This is a genomic window from Roseovarius sp. 217, assembly GCF_000152845.1.
Classification (GTDB): domain Bacteria; phylum Pseudomonadota; class Alphaproteobacteria; order Rhodobacterales; family Rhodobacteraceae; genus Roseovarius.
The window spans coordinates 1,118,315-1,143,559 of record NZ_CH902584.1 but is presented as its reverse complement, the minus strand read 5'-3'; the positions used below and the strand labels follow the sequence as shown (position 1 = coordinate 1,143,559).

General features: G+C 60.7%; 26 protein-coding genes. 11 read left to right on the top strand and 15 right to left on the bottom strand.

Features of this window, described 5'->3' with window-relative positions:
* Positions 1-9: 9 nt before the first annotated feature.
* From ROS217_RS05410 to ROS217_RS05400, 3 genes are read left to right on the top strand one after another with little or no spacing between them, the layout of a single operon-like run.
* A complete protein-coding gene (locus ROS217_RS05410; RefSeq protein ID WP_083781576.1) occupies positions 10-783 on the top strand; it encodes an enoyl-CoA hydratase/isomerase family protein in 774 nt (257 codons plus the stop codon).
* The gene (locus ROS217_RS05405) at positions 780-1,982 is read left to right on the top strand and encodes a CaiB/BaiF CoA transferase family protein (RefSeq protein WP_198134914.1); all 1,203 of its coding nucleotides are present in this window, start codon (positions 780-782) and stop codon (positions 1,980-1,982) included. Before ROS217_RS05410 ends, ROS217_RS05405 begins: the two co-directional genes overlap by 4 nt.
* Positions 1,979-2,719 (top strand): 2-keto-4-pentenoate hydratase, encoded by a 741-nt coding sequence (locus ROS217_RS05400; RefSeq protein ID WP_009816672.1) that lies wholly within the window; start codon positions 1,979-1,981, stop codon positions 2,717-2,719. The genes ROS217_RS05405 and ROS217_RS05400 overlap by 4 nt, the downstream gene beginning before the upstream one ends.
* Positions 2,720-2,724: 5 nt before the next feature.
* On the opposite strand, the gene ROS217_RS05395 is transcribed toward ROS217_RS05400, so the two are convergent.
* Complete coding sequence (locus ROS217_RS05395) at positions 2,725-3,393, bottom strand: glutathione S-transferase family protein (protein ID WP_009816671.1); 669 nt, start codon at positions 3,391-3,393, stop codon at positions 2,725-2,727.
* Complete coding sequence (locus ROS217_RS05390; RefSeq protein ID WP_009816670.1) at positions 3,390-4,115, bottom strand: DUF1428 domain-containing protein; 726 nt, start codon at positions 4,113-4,115, stop codon at positions 3,390-3,392. The genes ROS217_RS05395 and ROS217_RS05390 overlap by 4 nt, the downstream gene beginning before the upstream one ends.
* A 99-nt stretch (positions 4,116-4,214) precedes the next feature.
* On the opposite strand from ROS217_RS05390, the gene ROS217_RS05385 reads away from it, so the two are divergent.
* From ROS217_RS05385 to ROS217_RS05375, 3 genes are all read left to right on the top strand, one after another.
* A complete protein-coding gene (locus tag ROS217_RS05385) occupies positions 4,215-4,874 on the top strand; it encodes a winged helix-turn-helix transcriptional regulator (protein WP_009816669.1) in 660 nt (219 codons plus the stop codon).
* Positions 4,875-5,105: 231 nt separating this feature from the next.
* Entirely contained in the window at positions 5,106-6,362 is a 1,257-nt protein-coding gene (locus tag ROS217_RS05380) for a PQQ-dependent sugar dehydrogenase (protein ID WP_009816668.1), read from the top strand.
* Positions 6,362-6,946, top strand: a complete 585-nt coding sequence (locus ROS217_RS05375; RefSeq protein WP_009816667.1) for a c-type cytochrome — start codon at positions 6,362-6,364, stop codon at positions 6,944-6,946. The genes ROS217_RS05380 and ROS217_RS05375 overlap by 1 nt, the downstream gene beginning before the upstream one ends.
* A 65-nt stretch (positions 6,947-7,011) precedes the next feature.
* Here ROS217_RS05375 and ROS217_RS05370 read toward each other — a convergent pair whose 3' ends face one another.
* The 3 genes from ROS217_RS05370 to ROS217_RS05360 form a co-directional block, all read right to left on the bottom strand.
* Positions 7,012-8,034: an aspartate-semialdehyde dehydrogenase gene (locus tag ROS217_RS05370; protein ID WP_009816666.1), complete on the bottom strand. Its 1,023-nt coding sequence runs from the start codon at positions 8,032-8,034 to the stop codon at positions 7,012-7,014.
* 74 nt (positions 8,035-8,108) lie between these two features.
* Positions 8,109-9,275 (bottom strand): MFS transporter, encoded by a 1,167-nt coding sequence (locus tag ROS217_RS05365; RefSeq protein ID WP_009816665.1) that lies wholly within the window; start codon positions 9,273-9,275, stop codon positions 8,109-8,111.
* A 24-nt stretch (positions 9,276-9,299) separates the two neighbouring features.
* Positions 9,300-10,229 (bottom strand): histone deacetylase family protein, encoded by a 930-nt coding sequence (locus ROS217_RS05360; protein WP_009816664.1) that lies wholly within the window; start codon positions 10,227-10,229, stop codon positions 9,300-9,302.
* A 96-nt stretch (positions 10,230-10,325) separates the two neighbouring features.
* Between ROS217_RS05360 and ROS217_RS05355 the strand changes: the two genes are divergently transcribed.
* The 3 genes from ROS217_RS05355 to rlmH all read left to right on the top strand — a co-directional run bounded on the left by ROS217_RS05355 (position 10,326) and on the right by rlmH (position 12,669).
* On the top strand, positions 10,326-11,651 hold the full coding sequence (locus ROS217_RS05355; RefSeq protein WP_009816663.1) for a mechanosensitive ion channel family protein: 1,326 nt from the start codon (positions 10,326-10,328) through the stop codon (positions 11,649-11,651).
* A 181-nt stretch (positions 11,652-11,832) separates the two neighbouring features.
* Positions 11,833-12,198 carry a ribosome silencing factor gene (gene rsfS / locus ROS217_RS05350; RefSeq protein WP_009816662.1) on the top strand — a complete coding sequence of 122 codons (366 nt, stop codon included), beginning with the start codon at positions 11,833-11,835 and terminating at the stop codon, positions 12,196-12,198.
* The gene (gene rlmH / locus ROS217_RS05345) at positions 12,199-12,669 is read left to right on the top strand and encodes a 23S rRNA (pseudouridine(1915)-N(3))-methyltransferase RlmH (protein ID WP_009816661.1); all 471 of its coding nucleotides are present in this window, start codon (positions 12,199-12,201) and stop codon (positions 12,667-12,669) included.
* A 37-nt stretch (positions 12,670-12,706) separates the two neighbouring features.
* Here rlmH and mscL read toward each other — a convergent pair whose 3' ends face one another.
* The 9 genes from mscL to ROS217_RS05300 all read right to left on the bottom strand — a co-directional run bounded on the left by mscL (position 12,707) and on the right by ROS217_RS05300 (position 22,054).
* Entirely contained in the window at positions 12,707-13,129 is a 423-nt protein-coding gene (gene mscL, locus ROS217_RS05340) for a large conductance mechanosensitive channel protein MscL (RefSeq protein WP_009816660.1), read from the bottom strand.
* A gap of 140 nt (positions 13,130-13,269) precedes the next feature.
* Positions 13,270-13,965: an ABC transporter ATP-binding protein gene (locus ROS217_RS05335; RefSeq protein WP_009816659.1), complete on the bottom strand. Its 696-nt coding sequence runs from the start codon at positions 13,963-13,965 to the stop codon at positions 13,270-13,272.
* On the bottom strand, positions 13,949-14,671 hold the full coding sequence (locus ROS217_RS05330) for an ABC transporter ATP-binding protein (protein ID WP_009816658.1): 723 nt from the start codon (positions 14,669-14,671) through the stop codon (positions 13,949-13,951). Before ROS217_RS05330 ends, ROS217_RS05335 begins: the two co-directional genes overlap by 17 nt.
* Positions 14,671-15,603, bottom strand: a complete 933-nt coding sequence (locus tag ROS217_RS05325) for a branched-chain amino acid ABC transporter permease (protein ID WP_009816657.1) — start codon at positions 15,601-15,603, stop codon at positions 14,671-14,673. The genes ROS217_RS05330 and ROS217_RS05325 overlap by 1 nt, the downstream gene beginning before the upstream one ends.
* On the bottom strand, positions 15,600-16,526 hold the full coding sequence (locus tag ROS217_RS05320; RefSeq protein ID WP_009816656.1) for a branched-chain amino acid ABC transporter permease: 927 nt from the start codon (positions 16,524-16,526) through the stop codon (positions 15,600-15,602). Before ROS217_RS05320 ends, ROS217_RS05325 begins: the two co-directional genes overlap by 4 nt.
* Before the next feature lie 13 nt (positions 16,527-16,539).
* Positions 16,540-17,151: a hypothetical protein gene (locus ROS217_RS05315; protein WP_009816655.1), complete on the bottom strand. Its 612-nt coding sequence runs from the start codon at positions 17,149-17,151 to the stop codon at positions 16,540-16,542.
* Between the two features lie 27 nt (positions 17,152-17,178).
* Entirely contained in the window at positions 17,179-18,474 is a 1,296-nt protein-coding gene (locus ROS217_RS05310) for an ABC transporter substrate-binding protein (RefSeq protein WP_009816654.1), read from the bottom strand.
* A 93-nt stretch (positions 18,475-18,567) separates the two neighbouring features.
* Entirely contained in the window at positions 18,568-19,935 is a 1,368-nt protein-coding gene (locus ROS217_RS05305) for a hypothetical protein (RefSeq protein WP_009816653.1), read from the bottom strand.
* Positions 19,936-20,080: 145 nt separating this feature from the next.
* Positions 20,081-22,054: a hypothetical protein gene (locus ROS217_RS05300; RefSeq protein WP_009816652.1), complete on the bottom strand. Its 1,974-nt coding sequence runs from the start codon at positions 22,052-22,054 to the stop codon at positions 20,081-20,083.
* A 232-nt stretch (positions 22,055-22,286) separates the two neighbouring features.
* Here ROS217_RS05300 and ROS217_RS05295 point away from each other — a divergent pair, with 232 nt between their 5' ends.
* Both ROS217_RS05295 and ROS217_RS05290 read left to right on the top strand, forming a co-directional pair.
* Positions 22,287-22,982 (top strand): thiamine diphosphokinase, encoded by a 696-nt coding sequence (locus ROS217_RS05295; RefSeq protein WP_009816651.1) that lies wholly within the window; start codon positions 22,287-22,289, stop codon positions 22,980-22,982.
* Entirely contained in the window at positions 22,979-24,613 is a 1,635-nt protein-coding gene (locus tag ROS217_RS05290) for a membrane protein (protein ID WP_009816650.1), read from the top strand. Before ROS217_RS05295 ends, ROS217_RS05290 begins: the two co-directional genes overlap by 4 nt.
* 14 nt (positions 24,614-24,627) lie before the next feature.
* On the opposite strand, the gene ROS217_RS05285 is transcribed toward ROS217_RS05290, so the two are convergent.
* Positions 24,628-25,209 (bottom strand): DUF1285 domain-containing protein, encoded by a 582-nt coding sequence (locus tag ROS217_RS05285; RefSeq protein ID WP_009816649.1) that lies wholly within the window; start codon positions 25,207-25,209, stop codon positions 24,628-24,630.
* Positions 25,210-25,245: the final 36 nt, after the last annotated feature.

Genomic DNA, 25,245 nt, shown 5'->3' with positions numbered 1-25,245 from the left:
GGGATGCAGATGACCGAGATCCTGTCCGAGGTCCGGGGCAATACCCTCTGGATTACCTTCAACCGTCCACAGGCCCGCAATGCGCTGACCTTTGCGATGTATGAGGGGCTCGCAAAACTCTGCAGCGAGGTGCCGACCGATGGAAGCATCCGGGCCGTGGTTATCCACGGCGCGGGCTGCAAGGCCTTTGCCGCAGGCACCGATATGACACAGTTCCGCGCCTTCGAAAGCGCGCAGGATGCGCTGGTTTACGAGGCCCGGATCGAGACTGTGCTCGAGGCGGTCGAGCGCTGCCCACTGCCCACGGTCGCCGTCATCAACGGTGCCTGCACCGGCGGTGGGGCGGCGATTGCCGGGGCCTGCGACATTCGCATCGCCGCCCAAAACCTCAAGTTCGGTTTTCCGATCGCGCGCACACTTGGCAATTGTCTTGCCGCCGCGAACTTGGCGCGGCTGTCCTCGTTGATGGGGGCGGGTCGGGTGCGCGAGATGATCTTTACCGCGCGGCTGATAAGTGCCCCGGAAGCCTTAGACTATGGCCTCATCTCCGAGGTGTTAGAGGACGAGGCCGCTCTGATGGCCCGCGCCGAAGATCTTGCCGGCACGTTGGCGCAGATGGCTCCCTTGACCCTGCGCGCCACCAAAGAGGCCATGCGACGTGTGAGCGCCGCCACCCGCGTCGAAGACGCCGACCTGATCGAAATGTGCTACATGAGCAATGATTTTCGCCACGGGATGGAAGCATTTCTTGCCAAGGAGAAACCCGAATGGAGCGGCACATGAGGGCGACCGGCCCGCTTGCGGGGATGAAGGTGATCGAGCTTGCGCATATCATGGCCGGGCCTGTCTGTGGCCTGATGCTGGCCGATATGGGCGCAGATGTGATCAAGGTGGAAAAGCCCGATGGCGACGATAGCCGCCGCTTTGTTCCCCCGGCGATCGAGGGCGAATCCGCCGCCTATATGATGATGAATCGCAACAAGCGCGGCGTGGCGCTGAACCTCAAGGAACCCGATGCGGTCGAGGCGCTGCATCGTCTCTTGGAAGAGGCCGATGTGGTGATCGAGAATTACCGCATGGGTACGATGGAGCGACTGGGGCTGAGCTACGAAGCCCTGCGCACCATCAACCCCCGTCTGATTTATTGCGAAATATCGGGCTTTGGCCGTACGGGTCCGTATGCGGAGCGCGGTGGCTTTGATCTGATCGCACAGGGCATGTCGGGCCTGATGTCGATCACCGGCGAGGGACCGGGGCGACCCCCGGTCAAGACGGGCGCGCCGGTGTCGGACATCACGGCTGGGATCGTGGCAGCGATGGGGGTGTCCGCCGCCTATGCGCGCATGCTGCAAACCGGGCAGGGGCAAAAGGTCGATACCTCGCTCTTTGAGGCAGCGATCACCCAGACCTATTGGCAATCGGCGATTGCCTTTGCCACGGGCGTTGCCCCCGGTCCGATGGGGTCGGCGCATCCCCTCAACGGTCCCTATCAGGCATTCCAAACCGCAGATGGCTGGATCAACGTGGGTGCTGCCAATCAGCGCAACTGGCTGCGCTTTCTCGATGTCATCGGTGCGCCCGAGTTGAACGACGACTCTCGCTTTGCCTCCAACCATGACCGCATGCAGCATCTCAAGCAGCTGGAAGACATCCTCAACGATCACCTGCGCCACGAAACCTCTGAGGTTTGGCTGGATCGGATGGAGCGCGCTGGGCTGCCCGCCGGTCCGGTGCTCGACATATTGCAAATGCAGGCCGATCCACAGGCGCACGCCCGCGACATGATCGTTGAGGTGGATCATCCGGTTGCGGGTCAGGTCAAGACGCTTGGCCATCCGGTCAAGTTCAGCGAGACCCCTGCCAGCATCCGCCGTGCCGCACCCACGCTTGGGCAACACAGCCGCGAGGTTTTGCATGAGGCCGGGTATGCGGCGGACCAGATCACGGCGATGATCGCCTCCGGTGCGGTGATCGCAGCATGAGTGACCCCATGGTGACAGCGCTGATCGCAGCGCGAAACGGGGGTCCAAAACTGCCTGCATCGGCAGGCGACGGGCTGACGCGCGATCGGATCTTTACCGTACAGGCGGCGGTCGCGGCGCAACTTGGACCTGTCGGCGGCTTCAAGGTCGCGTGCCCAACCGGTGCCCCAATTATCATCGCGCCAATCTTTGTCACTGACATTCACGCCAGCCCGGCCATAATTCAGTGTTCCGAGGGCGAAGAGGTGGGCGTCGAACTGGAATACGCCTTTCGCCTGATTGCTCCCTTGCCTGATATTGCCGCTTCGGATTTCGAGACACAGTTGCGCAATGCGGTCGAACTGCTGCCGGTCTTTGAACTTGTGCAGACCCGACTTGCTGACCCCAAGGGCGCTACGCCTGCGCTCAAGATGCTGGACAATCAACTCAACGGTGCGGTGGTGTTGGGTGAACCCCGCCGAGACTGGCACACCATCGACGTCACCCGCGCCGAGGCGCATCTGACTCTTGGCCAAGACTCCCTGCTTGACGGTCCAGCATCGGTGCCCGGCGGCGATGCCTTTGCCACGCTCTGCGCCCTCGTTCGCGCCTTGGGGAACCATTGCGGCGGCTTGCAGCCGGGGCATGTGGTGATCACCGGATCACTCAACGGGCTGCCTTGGGTGACGCCGCCGACCACAGCTACGGGCCGGATCGACGGCTTGGGTGAGGTCAGCATGAGGCTGACACGGGTCTGAGCCCCTCAGGCCGTGCGGGCCATGGCGACGTCAGCCGCCTGCCAATGCGCCATGTGATCCGCCATCGCCCTGACAAACGCCGGACGCGCCTCAGCGCGCACAACATAGGCGCTCAGGACGGGCATATCGTCCAGCACGCCCTCGCCCGCTAACACGCGCAGCGTGTCGACCATCGCAACATCGGCCAGACTGAAATCGCCTGCGATCCAGTCATGTCCCTGGATCACAGATTGCAACTCGGAAAGTTTGGTCTTCAACGCCTGCCGCGCGAACGCCTTGCTCTCCTCTCCCGTCGGTGGCCCAAAGAACTCCGGCCAGCGTTCGGCAAGCACCTTGTAGAGCCAGATCGCACTTGCGATCTCGACCGTGTTCAACGCGGCAAAGAGCCATTGCGTGATTTCCGCACGCCGCGCCTCGGGCAAGAGCGCGGTGCCCTCGCCCACATAGAGCAGGATCGCCCCGCTCTCGAACAGGGTCAAATCCCCGTCGCGGATTATGGGCACCTGCCCAAAGGGCTGCATTGCGCGGTGCACGTCGCTCTTGGGCTGCATGGGCGCTGTTTCAACCTGGTAGGCGCGGCCAATCTCTTCGAGCGCCCACCTCACCCGCAGGTCACGCACAAAGCCACGCGGAAACTCGGGCACCCAATCCAGCGTGATCAGTGTCAGAGTCATGCCGCTTTTCCCGAATCGAAAATGGGTTCGAACCCCGCCCACATCATGCGCTTGCCATCGAACGGCATCGCGGACATATCCATGTCGCCCATCTCGGCTTCCATTGCCTTGGACGCCGCATCGCAGGTCGCACGGTCCGGCCAGGCGATCCAGCTAAAGATTGGAACTTCACCGTCCTCCGCCTTGGTGGCACGGTAGAAATCCGTCTTCTTGCCCTTGGGCACGTCCACGCCCCAGTTCTCGACCATGCCGAGCGCACCGCCCTTGTGGAACATGTCCCAGGCTTCGCGCGCCATATCGACATAGGCTTGCTTTTTGGCTTCGGGGACGGCGAGCAGAAAGCCCTGATAGTAATTCGCTCCACTGTGCGACCCGCATTCAACAACCGGGTCAAACCCGCCAAAGATCATCCGGCTGCCGTCAAACGGCATTGCGGGCATCTCCTTCATTGCCGGATCGTTCTGCATTTTTTCCCAAGAGGCATCCGCAGTTGCTTTGTCGGGCCACTCGATCCAGGAAAATGTGATGGCTTCGTCGGCTTCTGCGGCGACTGAGCCGTAGAAATCGGTGATTTTGCCATGGGGGACATCCACACCCCAGGTCTCGATCATGCGGGTGGCACCATAAGATTTGAACATCTCCCAGACCGTGTCGACATGGGTCTGATAAGCATCCTTGTTGGTGGAGGGGACGGCGGCAACCGAGCCTGTGAAATAGGGCATTTTAACTCTCCTTTCCTATGTGTTCGCGCGCGAGAGAATCACTCTTGCATCGATACTGTGCCGCGAGTAGTATTAAAAAACAACTATAAGTATGAAAAAATGACCAAACAGGCGAAATCCCCCACGCTGCGCTATGACGAAGGCTGTCTTGCCGCGCATGCGCTCAACCTGATCGGCGACCGCTGGGCGCTGTTGGTCGTGCGCGAACTGATGTTCGCGCCCAAGCGCTTCCAGATGATCCGCGCCGGCCTTCCGGGCATCACGGCTAGCGTGCTGACCGGACGCTTGGCACAGATGGAACAGGGCGGGGTGCTGACGCATGACACGCGGTTGGGCGTTTATGCGCTGACCGATCCCGGTCGCGCCCTCTTGCCAGTCCTCGAGGCACTCTGCCAATGGGCGTTGACGATACCTGGCCATGACCCCTCGCGCTTTATTAGCCCCTCGGCCTTGATGATCTCGATGGGTGCGATGCTCCGGCGCGACCGGGCTTCGGGTCTTGATGTGAAGGCCGGGTTTGATTTCGGAAGCGAAGTCTTCGAAATGCACTTGACGGATGGTGCGCTCCATACCCGTTTGGTGGCCAAGCCCAGCGCACCCTTTGTGCTCGTCGGAAACGGCAACACTCTGGCAGCCGCCGTTTACGGAAAAAAATCTCTGCGCGACATGACACACTTGGGTGTGATCTCCCTGCGGGGCGATCAAGATGCCGCGCAGGCCTTTGTCGACCTCTTCCAACTTTCAGCGCAAGCGCAGTGATCGGCAGATATTACTCCTACTTTGGTCGTAGGCAATGAGCACAGCAAGGTCTTGTTCGTTCGCAAAACTGCGATAGGGTCAGACCTGTGCGATTACAACGTAAACGGTACTCGCATGAGCCGCGCGAAGGGGAGAGCGCGTTGGGTCTGCTTTTAGAGGTCTAAGATCAGGGTCCTGTTCTGACGCAAAGCGGCGGACAGGCTGGTTGGATTTTCAAACGGGAGGAACCCCATGAAGCAACTGCTGTCATCCATCGCAACCCTTGCACTCAGCGCGGGCCTTGCCCACGGGCAAGCGGCCAATGTGCCGGACAATCTGGAAAAGCTGTCGAATTTCCAGTCCACCGGCGTCACCGATTTCACTTTTATCGAACAGGGCGGCGACTATGCCGAGGGAATCAAGAAAACGCTGGAGGGGATCAGCCTGCCCGACGGGTTCAAGATCGGCCTCTATGCGGTCGTCCCCGATGCGCGCCACATGGCTGTCGGCCCGCAGGGCATCGTGACCTTTGTCGGCACCCGCAAGGACAAGGTGTGGTCCGTCACCGATCGCAACAAGGATCGTGTGGCCGATGAGGTCAAGGATTTCGCGCCCTCGTTGCAATTCTCTATCCCGAATGGCCCCTGCTTTTCCAAGGACGGGTTCCTCTATATCGCCGAGCAGAATCGCGTCCTGCTCTTTCCCGCCGCCGAGTTCTTTTACGAAAGCCCCGATGTGGCGGCCTTCAATCTTGTAGCCAAGGGCGATCTGATCCCTGAGGAGCAGGAAAGTTTCAACCACACCGCGCGCGTCTGCGACATTGGCCCGGATGGCAAGATCTATATCTCGCTCGGCCAGCCCTTCAACGTGGCCCCGAAAGAGAACCTGGAGACCAACACCAAATGGGGCATCGGTGGCATTATCCGCATGAACACCGACGGCACCGGCCGCGAGGTCTATACCTACGGCGTCCGCAACTCGGTCGGTCAGGATTTCCACCCCGAAACCGGCGATTTGTGGTGGACTGACAATCAGGTTGACGGCATGGGCGATGATATCCCGCCGGGCGAGTTGAACCACCAAACCGAGGCAGGTCAGCATTTTGGCCATCCCTGGTATGGCGGCGGGTCCGTGCGCACCAATGAGTACAAGGGTGAAGACGTCCCGGTTGAAGTGGTAATGCCTGCGGTCGAAACCGTGGCCCATGCCGCGGACCTCGGCATGACTTTCTACACCGGCAAGATGTTCCCGGCCAAATACAAGAACGCCATCTTTTCGGCGCAGCACGGGTCTTGGAACCGCACAGAGCCGGTCGGCGCCCGCGTGATGGTCACCGTCATCGACGGAGAGGGCAACGCCACGATGGAACCCTTTGCAGAAGGCTGGATTGACGAGAACGGCGAGTATCTGGGCCGTCCCGCCGATGTGGCGCAATTGCGCGACGGCTCGATCCTCGTGTCCGACGATCTGGCGGGGGCCATCTATCGCATCTGGTACGAGGGCAACTGATGCTCAAGGCATGTATTCTGGGTCTGGGCGGGGTTTTCCTCGCCCAGATTGCTGTTGCAGGGGATCTGACCGGCGACCCCGAGGCGGGGCGTAAGCTGGCGGGGCAGTGCCGCACCTGTCACGGGATCGAAGGTATGGCGAAAATGCCCATCGTCCCGCATATCGGCGGCGAAAACCCGTCCTATATCGAGCATCAACTGACCGCTTTTCGCGAGGGGCGGCGCGTGCACGAAATGATGAGCGTGGTGGCCGCGAACCTGACCGATCAGGCCATTGCCGATCTGGCGGCGTGGTATAGCAGCCAGACGCCTATCGCGACCCTCGCCCCAACCCAAACCGCCGAGAGCGCGCCTGAGGGCTGCACCGCCTGTCACGGCGCGGATGGGATCGCAGTGATCGACGACGCGCCCAATCTTGCGGGCGAGACGGTGATGTATATCGACACGCAGCTCAAGGCATTCCGCACCGGCAAGCGTCAGCATGACATCATGAGCGGCATCGCCGCCGAGATGACGAATGATGAAATCCGCGCGGTGGCAGACTGGTATTCCTCCGTTCAGTTCAAGGTCGCGCCGGTCCAATAGCGAACCCGGCAAATGCAAACGGGCGCACCTGATGGCGCGCCCGTCTCTATTCTGTCTGAGGTATCTCAGCCCTTTTTCAACACGCGCTGCCCCAACACTTCGGCGATCTGCACGGCATTCAGCGCGGCACCCTTGCGGAGGTTGTCGCTGACGCACCAGAGGTTGATACCATTATCAATCGTCGGGTCCTGACGGATGCGGCTGATAAAGGTGGCGTAATCGCCCACGCATTCAATTGGCGTCACATAGCCGCCGTCCTCACGCTTGTCGATCACCATGATGCCGGGAGATTCGCGCAGGATATCGCGGGCCTCGGCCTCGTCGAGATGATCCTCGAACTCGATGTTGATCGCTTCGGCATGGCCGACAAAGACCGGCACCCGCACGCAGGTGGCCGTGACCTTGATCTTGGTATCAAGGATCTTCTTGGTCTCGGCGACCATTTTCCACTCTTCCTTGGTCTGACCATCCTCAAGGAACACGTCGATATGCGGGATCACGTTGAACGCGATCTGTTTGGTGAACTTCTTGGCCGGCTTGTCGTCGGTGGGGTTATAGACAGCCTTGGTCTGATCCCAGAGCTCGTCCATGCCCTCCTTGCCGGCGCCCGACACCGACTGATAGGTCGAGACGACAACGCGCTTGATGCGCGCGCGGTCATGCAGCGGCTTCAGGGCCACAACCATCTGAGCAGTCGAACAATTGGGGTTGGCGATGATGTTCTTCTTGGCATAGCCCAGCACCGCATCGGCATTCACTTCCGGCACGACCAGCGGCACGTCGGGATCGTAGCGATAGAGCGACGAGTTGTCGATCACGACACAGCCCGCCTTGGCGGCCTTGGGCGCATAGATCTTGGTCGCGTCCGACCCGATGGCGAACAGCGCCATGTCCCAGCCGGTGAAATCGAACGTATCCAGATCCTGGGTCTTGAGAGTTCGCTCGCCAAAGCTGACCTCGGTGCCCAGAGACCGGCGCGAAGCGAGCACCGCGATCTCATCTACCGGAAACTCGCGCTCGGCGAGGATATTCAGCATTTCGCGGCCCACGTTGCCCGTGGCACCTGCGACGACGATTTTGTAACCCATGTGTGTCTGCCTCCATAGCGGGGGTTGCGGAGCGGGTCATACAAGGATTGCACAAGATGTGAAAGGGGCCGCGCTCAGTTCATGCTGTCGCGGCTAAAGAGGTATGTCACCAGACCCGCCAGCAGGGCAAAGCCGAACAGGGCAAAAATGGCGGTATATCCGGCCAATACGCTTGGGGCTGAGGCGTGTAGCGGTCCAGAGGCAAATTGCGCCACCCCGGCCCCACCAATCCCAAAGAGGTTGAGCAGCGTTACACCCCGCCCTGCCAGATGTGCCGGAAAGAACGCCCGCCCATGCGCGATGAGCACGGGAAAGGTGGACCCCGCAAGCCCGATCCCCGCGAGGAGGGTAATGGACAGCATGAGGCCCCGATCCGGCCAGAGCATAAGCGCAAAGATGGCCAGGGCGCAGATCACATTGCCGGTGAAAATCACCCATTTGCGTGACTGGAAAATCCGATCAAGCGGACCATAGGCAAAGGTGCCCGCGATCATCGCCACGCCCATGACCAGCGTCGCCTGCCCCACCTGCCCGGTATCAAGGCCAAAGACATCGCGCAGGTACGGGCCTGCCCAGAGCCCGCGCAGCGCTGCCGCCGGCGCGTAGGCGACAAACATCAATGGCAGAATGGTCCAAACGGCAGGCATGCGCAGCAGATCAAGGAGCGAACCGCGCGTGTCGCCGCTCACCGCCTCGGGGTCACGAACCACCGCAAGGATACCAAGCGCTGCCGCAACCGAGACGGCAGCTAATCCCCAGAGCGCCGCGCGCCAGCCAATCGTTTCCGCCGCCCATGCCATTGGATAAGAGGCCACCAGATTGCCAAATGATCCAACCCCCAGCATGACCGCCGCCAGCGTTGCAAATCGCGCAGGCGAGAATTGCCGCGCGAAAATGTAATAAGACGCCATCAGCACCGGCGAACAACCCACACCCAGCAATACCATCGCTAGATTGATATGCAGCGGGCTGGTGGCCATCGCAAAGAGCGCCGCTCCCCCGCCGCCGCCCAGCAACAGCAGAACCGCCGCCGTGCGCCGTGGCCCGACCCGGTCGAGCGCCCACCCCACCGGCAATTGCATCACTGCGAATGTCACGAACATGAGGCCCGAGGCTGTGGCCAGATCATCGGGCGTTGCACGTACATCCTGTGCCAAGGGGCCGGTCAGAACCGCCAGAAAAGCGCGGAAAAACTGGCTGAGCACATAGGCAAGGCTCAGCAGGACAAGGCCAGCACGCATGCGGTTTCCCTTTTGAAGCTAAGATCAGGCTGCTCCGCGCGCGATCAGGACATCGACATGCACCGCCACACTCTCGGCCAACGCATAGAGGTTATAGCCACCTTCAAGACAGCTCACCAATTTGCCACCGCAGAGTTCATCCGCCAGATCACACAGCCGTTCCGTGACCCACCGGAAATCCTCTGTTTCCAGCATGAGATCGGCCAACGGGTCTTCGCGATGCGCGTCAAACCCGGCAGAGACAAGGATCAGCTCAGGTTTGAATGCCCGAACGCGCGGAAAGACCTTGGCCTCGTACTCGCGTCGAAACACAGCGCCGCCCGAACGCGGGGCCAGTGGCACATTGAGGATCGTGTCATGCGGTCCGGTTTCATGCGCCGCCCCGGTGCCGGGCCAAAGCGGGTATTGATGCGACGAGGCGAAAAAGGCGCGCGGCTCGTCTTCCAACAGGTCCTGCGTGCCATTGCCGTGATGCACGTCGAAATCCACCACCGCCACCCGTTTCAGCCCGTGATGATCCAGCGCATATTTCGCCGCCACCGCCACATTGCCAAAGAGACAGAACCCCATGGTCGTCTCGCGCTCGGCATGATGCCCCGGCGGTCGGGTGGCGACAAAAGCGTTGCGCACCTCTCCCGACAGCACCAGATCAACGGCACGCACGGCACCGCCCACCGCGCGATGCGCCGCCGCCAATGTGCCCGGCGACATCCATGTATCGGCATCCAGCGGCACCACCCCCTTGACGGGGGATGCGGCGCGGATGGCCTCCAAATGGGATTTCGGATGCACCCGCAACAGATCGTCTTCGGCAGCAAGCGGGGCGGTCACGCGGGTCACGTCCTTGCCCTCGAGCGCCTCGAGGATACGCTCCAGCCGGGCCACCTGTTCGGGATGCCCGTCGGGTGTTTCATGCCCCAGACAATCGGGATGTGTGATCAGGGCTGTGGTCATGGCGCTCCTCCATACTTGGCGCAAAAAGAGCCTGAATTTCAGGGCTTGTCCAGTGCAGCCTTGTGGGCGGCTTGACCGCGTGCCAGTCTGGCAGACATGGAAGGAGATGCCGCCTCAGTGACTCAGGACATCGTGCTTGCCGTTTGGGGTCAGGCCGAACTGTTCCTGTGGAGCATGCTGCGGCCTTGGAATGCCTATCAGGTGGGCATCCTGCTTGCCCTATTCTTCGCGGCATATCTGCTCGAACGCCTCTTGGGACCAGCGTGCCGCGAATGGATGCGGCAACGCGAAGGCTGGCCGAAGTGGCGCATGCGGCTGCTTGTCATGCTGCACCGGCGCTTGCGTCTTATCTTTTTCGTGATGCTGATCTGGCCGGTGTGCTGGATCATGCGTGAAGTGACATGGCCTAGCCGCTCTTATCTACTGGCGATCGCCGGAGAATTGGCTCTTGCTTGGTTGGTGATCGCCATCGTCACCCGGTTGATTGGCAATAGCCTGCTGCGCAGCCTTGTGCGCTACGCAGGCTGGACTTGGGTCACGCTCAGCATTCTCAATCTCACCCACGAGGCACAAGCGCTGTTGGACAGCGCCGCAATAGACGTGGGCGAGACACGATTCTCACTCTGGCTGGTTGTGCAGGCGGTGATCGTGATCGGCGCGCTCATCGTTGTGGCACGCTTTACCGCAAGGGTGACAAGCGCACGGGTCCGCAGCAACGAAGATCTCTCCCCCTCGATGCAGGTGCTGGTGGTCAAATTCATGCAGGTGCTGCTCTATGGTGCCGCGTTCTTCATTGGCTTACGCACCGTCGGGGTGGACCTCACCGGGCTTGCCGTGCTGTCCGGCGCGATTGGCGTGGGCCTCGGCTTTGGTCTGCAAAAGGTGGTTTCGAATCTGGTCTCAGGGATCATTATCCTGCTCGACAAGTCGATCAAACCCGGCGACGTCATCAGCTTGGGCGAAACCTTCGGCTGGATCAACAGCTTGGGTGCCCGCTATGTTTCCATCACAACCCGAGATGGGCGCGAATACCTCATCCCGAACGAGGATCTGATCACTGGACAAGTGGTCAACTGGTCCCATTCCAACGATTTCGTGCGCCTCGACATCTACTTTGGTACAGCCTATGGCGACGATCCCCATAAAGTGCGCAAGATCGCAGTCGAAGCTGCCCTGAGCGTTGGCCGCGTTCTGAACGAGAGGCCCCCGGTTTGTCACATCGTTGGCTTTGGTGACAGCAGCGTGGATTATATCCTGAGATTCTGGATCAGGGACCCCACTCAAGGCCTGACCAACATTCGCGGCAATGTCTATCTGGCACTTTGGGATGCGTTTCAAGAGCATGGCATTTCCATCCCCTTCCCACAACGCGAGGTGAGAATGCTGGGGGACGAACCCGGTAACGAACCACAGATCGGGTAAATTTGCAGCACATTCCCGCGTCATGGTGCAATAGGATGCGGCGGTTTATTGAAAAGTCATGCATCTCTTGCTACTTTGATATCATACCTAGCACCGGGGCCTGCGGTGTGCAGCAAAGGAGGACGATGTCCTGTCTTTTACGACATATGCGGCAAACGCCGCTGACCAGGGGGCCATCTCGATGATGCCCACCATGACCGCAGATAGCGAAGCGCAGCTTGCGGCGATCCTGACCTCTCTCGACGATGACAAGGCGGAAGACATCGTGCAGATCGACCTGCGCGGAAAAACTGCCATGTGCGACTATATGGTGATCTGCTCGGGGCGCTCCTCGCGGCAGGTTTCTGCCATCGCAGAGAAACTGATGGATCGGCTTAAGCAGGATATGGGGATCGTTGCCCGCAGTGAGGGCAAGGAAACCGGCGACTGGGTGCTGATCGACACGGGCGATGTGGTCGTCCATGTGTTCCGCCCTGAGGTTCGCGATTTCTATCAGCTTGAGAAGATGTGGCTGCCTTCCGGGCAGACGGCGGCGTCTCAGGTCTGAATGAGGGTTCACATCTGCGCGGTGGGCCGGTTGCGGACCGGCCCGGAACGCGCATTGTTCGACGATTATCTTACCCGGTTCGACCGAACGGGGCGGGCGCACGGCCTTGGCCCTGCCACCCTGCACGAGGTCGAGGATAAGAAGGGCGGTGGCATGGCCGCCGAGGCCAGTTTGCTTGACCGGGTGATCCCCCAAGGGTCCGTGCTTGTGGTCCTCGATGAACGAGGCAAGCTGCTGTCCTCTCCAGACTTTGCAGATACGATGGCGGGCTGGCGCGATGCCGGGCGCAGCGATCTGGCTCTGGTGATTGGCGGCGCGGATGGTATCGCGCCAGAACTGCGGTCGCGGGCGGATTTCGCACTATCCTTTGGCCGGATGGTCTGGCCACATATGTTGGTGCGGGTGATGCTGTCGGAACAGCTCTATCGCGCCGCCTCGATATTGGCCGGAAGCCCCTATCATCGTGTTTGAAGTGGCGAGGGACCATGTGCCCCTCGCCTTGATTGGATTACTTCTTCAGGGCGTCGCGGATTTCCATCAGGATATCCAATTCGGACGGGCCGGGATCGGCGGCAGGTGCCTCTGCCTTGGGCTTGGATGTGGCATCTTTGGCGCGGTTGACCAGCTTGACCAAAATAAACACCACCCAGGCAATGATCAGGAAATTGATCACGGCCATGATGAATCGACCATAGGCAAAAACGGCTGCCCCGGCTTCTTCCGCCGCTGCGATCGAGGAATACTCGCCTGATCCAAGCACGACATAGAGGCCCGAAAAATCAATGCCGCCCATAAACAGACTGATGATCGGGTTAATGAGATCCGCCACCATCGAGCCAACAATCGCAGTAAAGGCCGCACCGATGATAATCCCAACGGCCATGTCCATGACATTGCCCTTGGCGATGAAATCCTTGAACTCTTGAATCATTTTCGTCCCTTTTCCACTGTCACACACGGGTCTTCTTGTGCGCCCGCGTCGGGCCTCTAGCATATTTTTGCGCAGATTTGACATAAATCTGACGGGCGGCACGGGGAATTGACCCACAATCCTCCCCTCAGAGCATCGCACTAAACCCCGACATAGCGGTCCACTAATCCGCGATCCGCGCGCAACGCCTCGGCGCTCATCACGGCACCCCCTTGGCCATTTTCCAGAAAAGCAACACGGTCCGCCACCTCCAGCACCGCATCGACCCGCTGTTCCACCAACAGCACTGCGACGCCTTCTGCCCGCAACGCCGTGATCACCTCGCGAATGGCTGCGATCATCGAGGGCTGCAATCCCTCGGTCGGCTCATCAAGCAACAGCACCTCTGGCCGCAGACAGAGCGCCCGCGCCATCGCCAGCATCTGCTGTTCGCCCCCCGAAAGGGTCTGCGCCTTCTGTCCCAGCCGATCTCGCAGGCGGGGAAAGAGTGTCAGCACTTGCTCGCGCACCTCTGGCCCGCTCTGCCGCGCCATCAGACCAATCTCCAGATTTTGCGCCACTGTCAGGTCGGCAAACAGCCTGCGACCCTGCGGCACATACCCCACGCCTGCGCGTGGCACCTCATGCGCGGGCAGCGCGCTCAGGCTCCGCTCACCCAACCAGATGGTGCCCGACATGAGCGGCAAAAGCCCCATGATTGCGCGCATCGTCGTGCTCTTGCCCGCCCCGTTGCGCCCCAAGAGGCACAGGATCTCGCCCGCCTTCACCTCAAGGCTCAGATCGCGCAGCACCTGGGCGCGACCATACCCCGCGCTGACCCTATCCAGCCGCAGCATCGGGCAGCCCCCCCAGATACGCCGCCTGCACCGCGCGGTTGGCATGGATTTCCGCAGGCGTGCCCTCGGCCAGCACCCGGCCGCCATCCAGCACGGTAATCCGGTCCGCCAGATCCATTACCACCCGCATGTTATGCTCGATCAAGAGGATCGTGGCCTTCTCTGCCACCTTGCGGATCAGGCGCAGAAAACTGTCGATCTCGCCCTCGGCCAGACCTTGGGTTGGCTCATCAAGGATCAAGAGGCGCGGGCTTTGGGCAAGGCCCATGGCAATCTCCAGCAGGCGCTGATGCCCATAGGCCAGATCGCCCGCTTCCTGCGCCGCGCGCTCTGCCAGTCCGACCTGTGACAACGCGGCATCGACTGCCGCCTCTACCGCCGTGCCCCGCAGATGACGCCGCGCCGCGAGGGCCACGTTTTCCTGCACGCTCAGCCGACCAAAGACCGAGGTGATCTGAAACGTATAGGCAATTCCGAGCCGCATCCGCCGGTGCGCGGGCAGCGCGGTGATATCCTGCCCATCCAGCATCACCCGCCCCGCATTTGGGGCGATGCGCCCCGAAATCATGCCCACCAGCGTCGTCTTGCCCGCACCATTGGGGCCGATCAGGGCGCGAATCTCGCCCTTGGGCAGGTCAAAATCCACGTCTTCCACCGCGCGCAACCCGGCAAAATTCTTGGACAGCCCCCGCGTGGACAAGAGCATCACGGCACCCCCCGCCAGAACCGACGCCGCAATTCCCCCATCAGCCCTTGCGGCGCGAAGAGCGTCAGCGCCACCAGCGCCACACCGGCGATCAGCATATAGGCGGTGGTCACACCGGAACTGAGGTCAATCAGGTAGAACATGAAAAGCGTGCCGATGAACGGTCCCAGAACCGTGCCCGCCCCGCCCAAGAGCACCCAAAGCAGGGGAAAGATCGAGTATTGCACCGAAGCGAAGGTCGCGCCCACATAGCCAAAGAGCAGCCCATATGCCGCCCCCGCCGCCGCCGCCATCGTGCCCGAAATCACCATGACCGCGAACTTATGCGCGAAAACGTCATAGCCCAGCATGCGCACCCGCTCTTCATTCTCGCGGATCGCCACCAGCACCCGGCCAAAGGGCGACCGCACCAGCCAGAGGCAGAGCATCAGGCAAACACCAAACAGGATCAGCGCCGCCAGATAGCGGTTGCCTTCAAGGCTCAGGTCGATGCCCCAGAGCATCCGATCCGCCTGCTGGATCACAAAGCCTTCATCGCCCCGCGTCAGCGCTCCGAAATAGAGCACAGTTAGATACCCCGCCTGCGCGAACATCAGCGTGACAATCATAAACGCGACCCCCGCCGTGCGCAGGGCCAGCGCCGCCAGCACGCCTGATACCACTGCACCTGCCGCCAACCCGAGGATCAGCGCGGGCACCGCCGTCAGCCCCAGATACTGCACACCGAGGCCCATCCCATACATGCCCGCCGCAAAAAACAGCGCATGGCCCAGACTGAGCAGCCCGGTATAGCCAAACATGAGGTTGTAGCCCATGGCATAGCTCGCCAGCACCATCACCCGCGCCAGATTGCCGTGGTGATACGCAGGTAGCACGAAATGCAGCGCCAAGAGCACGGCCAATAGCCCGGCATGCAAGGCATAGGCCCTCATGCGGCGCGCGTCCCGAATAGGCCCTGTGGCCGAAACACCAGCACTAACCCGACCAAGAGCGTCGCCAGTATCTTGGCCAGCGTCGGCGAGAAAAACACCGAGATGATGCCATCGCTGAGACCTATCAGGATCGCCGCCACCACCGTGCCGGGCAGACTGCCGAGTCCTCCGATGATCACGACTATGAATGACAACAAGAGAGGATCCGCCCCCATCAGGTAATGCGCCTGCTGGATTGGCACGATCAACACGCCCGCCAGCGCCGCCAGCGCCGCGCCCAGACCAAAGACCCCAGCATAAACCCGCTCGACCGGGATACCAAAGGCCAGCGCCATCTCGCGGTCCGCCTGCGTTGCCCGCATCACAAGGCCGATACGTGTGCGCGTCATCAAGACCCAGACCGCGCAGAGCAGCACCACCGCCGCGCCGATCACCGCCAGCTTGTAAGAGGTCGTGCCCAGCCCCCAGGGCCAGATCATCGCCCAGCCCTCAGGCCCATGCTCAAACCACGGGATTGCAAGCCGCGTGTTGAACGGCGCCGCGACGGGGCGCGCATCCGGACCATAGCCCATCAGCGTCACTTGCTGAATGATATAGAGCAGCCCGATTGTGGCCACGATGGTGCGTTCAGGATCATAATCCAGCCGCTTGAGGATCGTCATATCGGCGGCCACCGCCAGCGCCCCCACGATCAGCGGGGCCACGACCAGCGCCAGAGCAAAGCCGATTTCCGGATGCCCGACCACGCTCTGCGCGATCCACCACGCCAGCACCGCGCCCAGCATGAAAAACTCGCCATGCGCGATATTGACCACCCGCATCACGCCAAACACAAGACTGAGCCCCACCGCCGTCAGCGCAAGCACCGCCGCCGTCACCGCGCCCTCCAACGTGGCCAGCACCAGATATGGGCCTAGCTCCATGGGCGCAGGCACGTCATGGCACGGCGTACTCGAGCCCGCCCATCAGGATTCGGTCATCGTCGGTCAGCGTCACGATCTGCCCATGCAAACGTTCGAGCTTGCGGGCTACCACGTCGTTGCGCTTCTCCCACTTATAGGACCGGTCGTCGACCACAGGCGTCCATGTCAATTGTCCGCCCTTGCGCCAAGGATCAAGAACGATCCCCTGATCAAACGCGTCTCCCTTGGCACTTACGATCGCCGTGCTGTGCTCCAGCCGAAAGGCGTTCTCAGAATTGGCAACCGCGCGGTGCAGATCAAGCGTCTGGAACTCTTCCTGCGTCAACCGATCTTCTATGTCGCGGGCCCAATGCCAGCACAGGCCAGCCGGTTTCAACCCCATGTTGACCTTGGTGTTATGCACAATGGGCGGATCCGTGATCTCGTACTCCAGAGCAAGCTGGTGGGTATGCTCATAGGTGATACGTGCTGCGCGTTCGGCCTCTTCGGCGTCCACCTCGGGCCCGAGACTTCGGATCGCCGCGGCCAGCCGCGTCACCTCTTGCGACTCGGGCGGCGGGGGCGGCGCACCGCAACCCGCCAGCACCACAAGCGCCAGTGTCAGAATGATATGCAGACCTCTCATCGCTTCGCCCCGCTTACCCAACCCGCTTCAGAACGGCTGCGCCGTGTAATCAATTTCGTCGGGATAGAGCGTATCCTCGATCGAGGTCCGATGCACGCGCAGCAGTTTTCCGCCCTGCACCTGCGAAATATTCTGATGGCCAAACACCTGATGTGTCTTGCCGTTAAAGATCTTGTCGCCCTGCGGATGCGCAAGGCTCTCGGGCAGGACGGTCATCGCCTCGACCGCCTCGATCAGCGCGGCGCGATCCTGCGGCCCGGTATAGCCCGCCGCCTCCATCCCCGCCTTGATGACATGCAGCGTTTCCCAGCAGCCGAACATATGCGCATAGGTGGACACGTCGCGCGGGTCACTGACCGACGCGCCGCGCTCGTTGACACCCACCGCCGCGCGATAGGCGGTCTCATGCGCACTCTCATCCGGCTGCTGATCGCGGCACATGCCTTCCCAGAAATAGCTGTTCTCAAGGAATTCCAGACCGGGGCTGTCAATCGCCACCGCCTCCAGACTGTCGATAAAGCCAAAGAGCGCCGGACCCTGCCCGCCAAAGAATTCGCCCAATTCCTTGACAAAGGTCAGCACAGCAGGCCCGACCATGACGTGATACAGAACCTCGGTGTCGCGCGGAATCTTGGGGAAATACTTGGTGAACGAGGTCTCAGAGGGCGGAATCGCGATATGTGCCAGCACTTCGCCGCCCTGCGCCTCGATCGCTTGCGTAAAGAAATCGCGGTGATCATGGCCGAATGCGAAATCCGGGAACACCATCGTGACCTTTTTGCCAAGGTTCGCAGCCACATAGGGGGCCATCGCCTGAACCTGACTTTTGACATCCGTGATGCCCGGTTGCAGCGTGTAGCGGTTGAGCATGCCAGAGGCCACGTGATGCCCTTCCGAGACGACGAAATACGGCAGCTTCAATTCCCCCGCACGCGGCGCAGAGCCGATCACGACATGGCTGAACAACGTGCCAAACCCGATATCGCAGACATGCTGATTGGCGAATTTCTCGACCACCTCGGCCCCGCGCTTGGGGTCGGTGCCGTCATCCTCGGCGACAATCTCGACCATGCGGCCATTGATGCCGCCGCCGTCGTTGATCAGTTTGACCGCGGCCTGCGTGGTGCGGTCATACCAGCGGCCATAGGCGGCACCGATGCCAGTGCGGTGCACCTGAAACCCGATCTTGATCGGCGCGGCGGTCTGCGCATGGCTATAGCGCGCCCACATCGGCAGGCTCGCCGCAGCAACGCCGCCCGCAAGTGCCGTCAACGCACCGCGTCGGGACGTGCCGGTAGCCGGGCTCATTTTTGGGCTGTTCATCGCGCATCCTCCAAAGATCAGTCGCATTCGCAGGACAAATGCCGCACCTGCACACCTTGCGCAACCCCCTTGGGGTTGTCCAGCGCTTACATGTCACGCCCCGCGCGGCGTCGCCAGCAGCCAAAGACCAAAGATTGTATAGGCCACCATGAACAAAGCGAGCGGGATCTGACCCAGCACCGCCCGCCGCCGTCCCTCGCCTAGGCGCATCGCTAGCGCATGCGCGAGCAGGATTGCGATCACATGCCCAACGACCACCGCGCCTGCCTGTGTCATCCAGATGAGTTTGACCGGGCCGGGAGTGTTAAGGAATCCGGCGGAAATTGTAAGGTCCGTAAGGCCCAGCGACCGTGCCAAGGCCGCCAGAACATACTGCCCGTCAACCAGAAATGCCGTCAGATAATGCGCAACATGATAGGCCAGCGCGATTGGCAAGATCGTTGGAGCATAGAGGCAAAACAGATCACGAAGCGGCGCGCGCCCTCCGGCCAGCCGTTTGCCCAGCCACAGCGCGATAGCGAAGACCACAATAAGTGCGGTATTGGTCAACAATAACCCCAATATAGTGGGTAGAATAACCGCTGACCGCCCGGGGAACTCCAGCGGGTTGAGGCCAAGAATACCAAGCCATAGAAAAGTCTCGTTGAGCCCGTCAAAGCTGCCAGAGCCGAGCAGGATCAAGCAAAAGGCCGCCAGTCCCAAACTGACCTTTGGCCTGCTAAGTATCTGCCAACCTGGAAGCCCAACAGACACCCAGCCCTTTGAAAACCCTAAGAAAGATACCCGACGATAGGCGCGCATCAGCACCGTGATCGCCTCGCCCCGCACCAGCCAGACGGGGCCGAAAAGCACCAGCCCGGCCAACATCGCATACCAGTAGAACCCGACCACAACGGCCAGCCGCTCCGGATAGCTTGGAGCGGGGTCCGCCAAGAGAAACCCGGAAAAGGCAAGTAATCCTAAAACGCTGGGCCAATGCCCCAACACGCGCGGATAGCGCAAGGGCGCGCGCAATCCGGTGAGGTGGCGCAGCAGAACCCCAACGCCCACCCAAGGATTGATCCAGCGCCAGACATCCCCGATCAGACCCTGAACGGATACGATCCCGATCCAGAACACCACCCAGATCGCCAGCGGCAACGGATTGACGCCCGGATCGCCCGGCCCCACAAGTCCACGCCAGACCAGCCCGCCGAGCAAGACAGCAGCACCGAGGTTAACGCTATAACGGAGGAACGCCGGGGCTCGCAGTCGAAAAATGCCGACAGACCGAAACAATGCTTCTGCAATCTGCTCCGGCAGCACAGCCAAGAGCGCCAATGTTACGGCAACGGTCACACCCCCCGCCGCGATATAAGCATCCGTCGGGAGAAGAAGCACAAATCCCTGCTCTCCGGCATGCGCCCAAAGGTCGCTTGCGGTCAGCGCAAGAAACGCCCCGCCAAGCAAGATCGCCCGCATGCACTTTGTCCCCTCTCCAAACTCTCAGAACAAGTCTGACCGCTCCGCGAAGCGCGGGAAAGAGACAAATCGCCACGCGAACGAAAACCCCCTCGCCTTGTCGGACGAGGGGGTCATCACCGTTTACCGCACCAAACCTTTACGCTCAGCTGGCGTGTCTGCGGCCCGTCGCGCGAAATTCTGTTTCTTCAGTGACGGCAAACCGCCCGCCCGCCAATTTTTGCAGCTTGCCTTGACGCAGGAGCTGCCCAAAGGAACGCAGGCCATCTTCACGTGAAAACCGCTCTTTCTCGACTTCCTTGAGCTTGCCCATCAGCATCGGTCGCGAGAACTGTGGACGACCCTCGACATCGGACAGATAGGCTGCCGCCGCCTCGAGCAGATCCGGAAGGCAGCTTGCGCCCATCTCTTCGGCAAAGGCGCCAAAACTTCCGGCTTGGCTTTCGATAGAGACCTCAGCTTCGATCTCGGTCGAGGAGATGCGGCGCGGACGGATCGGGGCGCGTGGCGTATCTATGCGTTGTTCCGCCACTAACTTGAGCGGCGCAGGACGGCTTTCCTCGGGGCGCGCAGAGCGCTCGGTGGGGGCAGCAATCTGCGGGCGGCGGGGCCGCACGACACTGGCCAGATCGCTCCGGTAGGGGCTGTCATCCACGTTCTCGCGCAGGCTTGATCCGGCATTGTGCTCTGCCCGCGTTGCGGCAACGGCGGCGCGCAGGTGCTGGATGGCATTGCGTCGTTGACTCGAGGCGGGTGCCTCAAGTTGCGTATCGGTTTTCTCAAAGATCCGCGTCAAGTCGCTTGAACCTTCCGCGCGTCCAAACCGGTTTGCGCCGGGTTGTTCCGCGACTTCAGGCTCCACGTCGTCCTGCGGCGTTACCGCCTCGGGCGTAGGCTCGGCTTCGGCAATCTCTTCTTCGGCTTCGGTCTCAAGGTCCGCCTCAGATTCTGTCGCATCCTCAAAAGCCAACTCGGCCTCAACTTCGGCCAATTCGCGCTGCAACTCCGCTTCTTCTTCTGGGCTCAGTGCGGCTCCAGTCGCACCAAAGAAATTATCGTCGTCGTCGTCGTCGTCGTCGAACTCGCCTTCTTCGCCCTCGTCTTCCTCAAAAATACCATTGGCCAGTGCCGCCTCAAACTCCGTGCGTTTGACCTTGATAACGTGTGCAGTTGGTTGCTCTGCGGCCTCCGCCTCTTGGTGGATCGTGGCTGTGTCATCGCGGGTCAACTGCTTGGGTTGCGCGTCGGCCATCAGTGCCGCGAGAGTATCTTCGAACTCGTCAGCCGCGTCATAGACCTCTTCTGCCTGCATCGCTTCTGTCGTCTTCGTTTCATCGGTGCCGACGGCAGACAGGACCGCAGTCAGTGCTGCCTCTTCGTCCGGGTCCTCCCGGTCAAAGTCGCTCTCGTCCAAGGTATCCTCGATCAGATCATCTTCGATCAAATCGGCCTCGACGCGGTCATCCTCTGCGAGAACGCTGCTCAGGTCTTCTGCGACGCTGTCCAGAAAATCCTGCGCGTGTTCATCTTCGGTGTACTGATCTTCGCTGGCCTCTTCGGATTGCGCCACAACCGACCGGATACGGCTCAGCTTTGCGGCAATGCTCTCGCTGTCAACGACCGTCTCGGTCAACTCGGAGTCGGCCTGCATTGCGCGAGGCTCGTCTTCCAACCCTTCGGGCAAGTCTTGTGCGACATCTTCCGCAGCGGGCGCTTCGACCTCAGTCTCGGCTTCCGCCATATCTGTCAGGGTTTCAAGCTCAGCCGCAGCTTCGTCAGTATCGAAGGACTCTGGTGCCACCTCTGCCACAGGCTGCGGCGTGGGTATTGGCTCCGCTGCTTTGACGGAGGCAGCAGATTGCGCCACTTCAGGCGCTTGCTCCGGGCTCGGTGCAGGGTTTGCCGATCTCGTCTCCGTTATGTCCGTCCGAGGCATAAGCGCCTGACCGGACCCGGCCCGCAGCACGATCTTGCCGCGTTCTTCATGCGCTTCGACTCGCCGGGCGATTTCCCGTTCCGCGATTCGCGCCAGCATCTCTGCATCGGGGGTCGGTGGCTCTGCTCCGAAGTAACGGTCATCCGCCGCCAGATCGCGAAAATACTCCGCAATTGCTTTCATTGTATCAAATGAATCGTCAAAACCTTCCAACGTGCACGAAAACGTGCCGTAGGAGACTGTCAGTATCTTACTTGAACCAACCATAATATGCGCTCGCTTTGCTTGCCTGCAAAGTTAAGGTTTACCATGACGCCAGAGACCAAAGCGGCCCGATTCTTAGATTTTTACCGTATCATTTCGTGGCTAGAATGTGACATCAGGTTAGTTAAGGCAACGATAACAGGCAAAAGTGATGATTGTCCGAGAATCTGAACCAGTGATCTTGATCGGCGGGGCTGCCGTGCCGGAGGGGCTTGTTAACCATGCGCTCACACTTGCCCAGATCGTGATCGCTGCCGATAGCGGGGCCGATACCGCGCTGGAACATGGCATCATGCCACGGGCGGTGATTGGCGACTTCGACAGTATATCGCAATCCGCCCGCGCGAACATTCCAGATGTGTCACAATATCCAGACCGGGATCAGAACACCACGGATTTCGAGAAGTGCCTTGCCGCGATTTCGGCACCACTCATTCTAGGTCTGGGGTTTTGTGGTGACCGGCTTGATCATCAACTGGCCGTCTGCAATGCGCTGACGCGTCATTCGTGGCAACGCTGCATTCTGCTGGGCTCGAGCGATTTGATGTTTCTTTGCCCGCCATCTTTGAGTCTGCCTTTACCTGCGGGCTGTCGGATCTCGCTCTTTCCAATGGGCGCGGTAGAGGGCGTGTCGGAGGGGCTGCAATGGCCGATCAACGGACTCAACCTTGCCCCCGACGGGCGTGTTGGGACGTCAAATACGGCCATGGGTCCGGTGCATCTCGCCGTAACGGCGCCAAAGATGCTCGTGATCCTGCCGCTTGAGATGCTCGAAATCGCGGCCCCCGTCTTGACCGAGACCACCGCCCGCTGGCCTGACCCCATCATGCCGCGTCCCAACGCATGACCCTGACAGAGCGTCTTGTCAGATGGGTTGACGCCGTTGTCTTCGATCTTGGGCGACAGATGCGTTGGACGTTTCTACCGCCCTTGATGATCTATTTCGCGGCGGGGTTTTCCGGGCTCACGATGATCGTGGGCACCTTCTTTGTGAAGGAGTATCTTGACCTCTCAGCCGCCTACCTTGCCGGTCTTGCTTTTTGGGCGGGACTGCCATGGGCCCTCAAAATGCCACTGGGTCATCTGGTCGACATCATTTGGCGTTGGAAATGGCTGCTGGTCTATGTCGGAGCCGGGTTGATCGGGCTGTCGGTGTTCATCATGTATCTGCTCTTGACCCGGACCGAAGCGATGACTGCGATCATGCCGATGGGCGCATGGTATGTGACCTCTTACATTCTTGCTCCCTGCGGATTGGTCATTCAGGACGCGGTCGCCGATGCGATGTCGGTCGAGGCGGTGCCGCGCATGGATGCAGACGGAACCCCGATCCCGCAAGAGACCGCCCGCGCGCTTCACACCACGATGCAAACGCTAGGCCGGTTTGCGCTGATTTCCGGCACAGTCGCGGTGGCAGCACTCAATATCTACATGTTCGCGGGAATCGAGGCGCTGGATCCAGAGGCCAAGCGCGCCACCTACGCGCTGATCTATCTCGCCGCTCTGACAATCCCGCTGGTCTCAGTGTCGGGCGTTCTTTTGGCGGCGTGGCAGAAACACCGCCTGCGCCGGGGCCTGCGCACTCATGGGCTGAGCAGAACCGAAGCCGACACGCTGTTCGAGCGACCAGGTGAGAAGACGCGGCCAAACCCGTGGTATTTCATCGGCGGTGCCGGGTTTGTGGCGCTGTCGTTGACCATCGGCCTCAGCGATATTCCCTATGGGCAAGAGATCATCTTTGCGGGGTCCATGGCGATTGTGCTCTTGCTGATGCGTCAGCTTGTGGCGGTCTTGCCGGTGGCGCAGGCGCGCACGCTGGTCGGCACGGCAGTGATTATCTTCATGTTTCGCGCCACTCCCCGGCCCGGGGATGGCTACACGTGGTTTTCCATCGACCTTTTGGCGTTCGATCAACAGTTCCTATCGGTGCTGTCGCTCATTACCTCGCTCTTGACGCTGGCGGGGATGGTCATTCTGCGCCCGCTGATGGCGCATCGCAGCATCGTCTATATCGTGGTGTTGCTCACACTGATCGGGGGTGTTCTGTCGCTGCCCAATATCGGGCTCTATTACGGGGTGCAGGAAATCACGGCCGCCCTGACCGGTGGCATCGTTGATGCACGTTTCATAGCGATCCTCGACACGGCCATCGAGTCGCCATTGGGGCAGATTGCGATGATCCCGATGTTGGCCTGGATCGCCCGCAATGCGCCTGACAATCTCAAGGCAACCTTCTTTGCCGTGATGGCGTCTTTTACGAATCTGGCGCTCTCGGCCAGTTCCTTGCTGACCAAATACCTGAACCAGATTTTCATAGTCACCCGCGAAGTTCGCGATCCCGCGTCTGGGCAGATTACCACGCCTGCAGATTATAGTGAGCTTGGCGTGTTGCTTCTCACAGTCACGCTGGTCACGGTCGGTTTGCCGCTTCTGACCGTCTTCCTCATCCAGCGCACAGCCCTGCGGAGTCGCGACTGACCCACTCCAGGCGGCTAGGGTAGGTCACGCTCGGGGATGATCCTGAAAAACTCGCCTCCCGACCAAAGACCAAACCAGCCATCGACCCGGTCACCAATCTCGACCAAACGATAAAAGCTTTTGCGGTCGATCAACGCTTCAAGATTGGCGCGGATCAACACATAAGGGGCGGGCTCTCCGGTCTCGGGATCACGCTCGACCCGGATGGGATGTTCGGGGCCCGCGTTCGCGTGATCGCCGACATTCGTCTCAAACCGCAAACTCTGCTCCGGTCCGGCGCCATCGACCTCGAAATCCACGGCGATGAAAGGCGCGTCATCGACGGTGATTCCGACCTTTTCGACAGGGGTGACCAAAAAGTAATCGTTCCCATCGCGGCGCAGGATGGTGGAAAACAGCCGAACCAATTCGGGCCGCCCGATCGGGGTTCCAAGGTAGAACCATGTGCCATCCCGTGCGATCCGCATATCCAAATCACCGCAGAATGGTGGAGTCCACAGATGAACGGGCGGCAGACCCTTACCTTTCGCGCGAACGGCGCGCGCCGTGGCGGCAAGTCCCTCGGCTGACGGGGTTGTGACGGAATCTTTGCTCATTGCTTTTGCCATTTCTGTCTCAAGCTATACACTCTA

Excerpts from the sequence above, each read along its gene's own strand:
- ROS217_RS05285 (WP_009816649.1), bottom strand. The coding sequence starts at position 25,209 with ATGAGCAAAGATTCCGTCACAACCCCGTCAGCCGAGGGACTTGCCGCC.
- ROS217_RS05290 (WP_009816650.1), top strand. The coding sequence starts at position 22,979 with ATGACCCTGACAGAGCGTCTTGTCAGATGGGTTGACGCCGTTGTCTTC.
- ROS217_RS05335 (WP_009816659.1), bottom strand. The coding sequence starts at position 13,965 with ATGCTGCGGCTGGATAGGGTCAGCGCGGGGTATGGTCGCGCCCAGGTG.
- ROS217_RS05295 (WP_009816651.1), top strand. The coding sequence starts at position 22,287 with ATGATTGTCCGAGAATCTGAACCAGTGATCTTGATCGGCGGGGCTGCC.
- ROS217_RS05385 (WP_009816669.1), top strand. The coding sequence starts at position 4,215 with ATGACCAAACAGGCGAAATCCCCCACGCTGCGCTATGACGAAGGCTGT.
- ROS217_RS05315 (WP_009816655.1), bottom strand. The coding sequence starts at position 17,151 with ATGAGAGGTCTGCATATCATTCTGACACTGGCGCTTGTGGTGCTGGCG.
- ROS217_RS05330 (WP_009816658.1), bottom strand. The coding sequence starts at position 14,671 with ATGCTCTTGTCCACGCGGGGGCTGTCCAAGAATTTTGCCGGGTTGCGC.
- ROS217_RS05410 (WP_083781576.1), top strand. The coding sequence starts at position 10 with ATGACCGAGATCCTGTCCGAGGTCCGGGGCAATACCCTCTGGATTACC.
- ROS217_RS05380 (WP_009816668.1), top strand. The coding sequence starts at position 5,106 with ATGAAGCAACTGCTGTCATCCATCGCAACCCTTGCACTCAGCGCGGGC.
- rlmH (WP_009816661.1), top strand. The coding sequence starts at position 12,199 with ATGAGGGTTCACATCTGCGCGGTGGGCCGGTTGCGGACCGGCCCGGAA.
- ROS217_RS05405 (WP_198134914.1), top strand. The coding sequence starts at position 780 with ATGAGGGCGACCGGCCCGCTTGCGGGGATGAAGGTGATCGAGCTTGCG.
- ROS217_RS05400 (WP_009816672.1), top strand. The coding sequence starts at position 1,979 with ATGAGTGACCCCATGGTGACAGCGCTGATCGCAGCGCGAAACGGGGGT.
- ROS217_RS05305 (WP_009816653.1), bottom strand. The coding sequence starts at position 19,935 with ATGCGGGCGATCTTGCTTGGCGGGGCGTTTCTTGCGCTGACCGCAAGC.
- ROS217_RS05360 (WP_009816664.1), bottom strand. The coding sequence starts at position 10,229 with ATGACCACAGCCCTGATCACACATCCCGATTGTCTGGGGCATGAAACA.
- ROS217_RS05355 (WP_009816663.1), top strand. The coding sequence starts at position 10,326 with ATGGAAGGAGATGCCGCCTCAGTGACTCAGGACATCGTGCTTGCCGTT.
- ROS217_RS05375 (WP_009816667.1), top strand. The coding sequence starts at position 6,362 with ATGCTCAAGGCATGTATTCTGGGTCTGGGCGGGGTTTTCCTCGCCCAG.
- ROS217_RS05390 (WP_009816670.1), bottom strand. The coding sequence starts at position 4,115 with ATGCCCTATTTCACAGGCTCGGTTGCCGCCGTCCCCTCCACCAACAAG.
- ROS217_RS05310 (WP_009816654.1), bottom strand. The coding sequence starts at position 18,474 with ATGAACAGCCCAAAAATGAGCCCGGCTACCGGCACGTCCCGACGCGGT.
- ROS217_RS05325 (WP_009816657.1), bottom strand. The coding sequence starts at position 15,603 with ATGAGGGCCTATGCCTTGCATGCCGGGCTATTGGCCGTGCTCTTGGCG.
- ROS217_RS05395 (WP_009816671.1), bottom strand. The coding sequence starts at position 3,393 with ATGACTCTGACACTGATCACGCTGGATTGGGTGCCCGAGTTTCCGCGT.
- mscL (WP_009816660.1), bottom strand. The coding sequence starts at position 13,129 with ATGATTCAAGAGTTCAAGGATTTCATCGCCAAGGGCAATGTCATGGAC.
- ROS217_RS05320 (WP_009816656.1), bottom strand. The coding sequence starts at position 16,526 with ATGGAGCTAGGCCCATATCTGGTGCTGGCCACGTTGGAGGGCGCGGTG.
- ROS217_RS05365 (WP_009816665.1), bottom strand. The coding sequence starts at position 9,275 with ATGCGTGCTGGCCTTGTCCTGCTGAGCCTTGCCTATGTGCTCAGCCAG.
- ROS217_RS05370 (WP_009816666.1), bottom strand. The coding sequence starts at position 8,034 with ATGGGTTACAAAATCGTCGTCGCAGGTGCCACGGGCAACGTGGGCCGC.
- rsfS (WP_009816662.1), top strand. The coding sequence starts at position 11,833 with ATGATGCCCACCATGACCGCAGATAGCGAAGCGCAGCTTGCGGCGATC.
- ROS217_RS05300 (WP_009816652.1), bottom strand. The coding sequence starts at position 22,054 with ATGAAAGCAATTGCGGAGTATTTTCGCGATCTGGCGGCGGATGACCGT.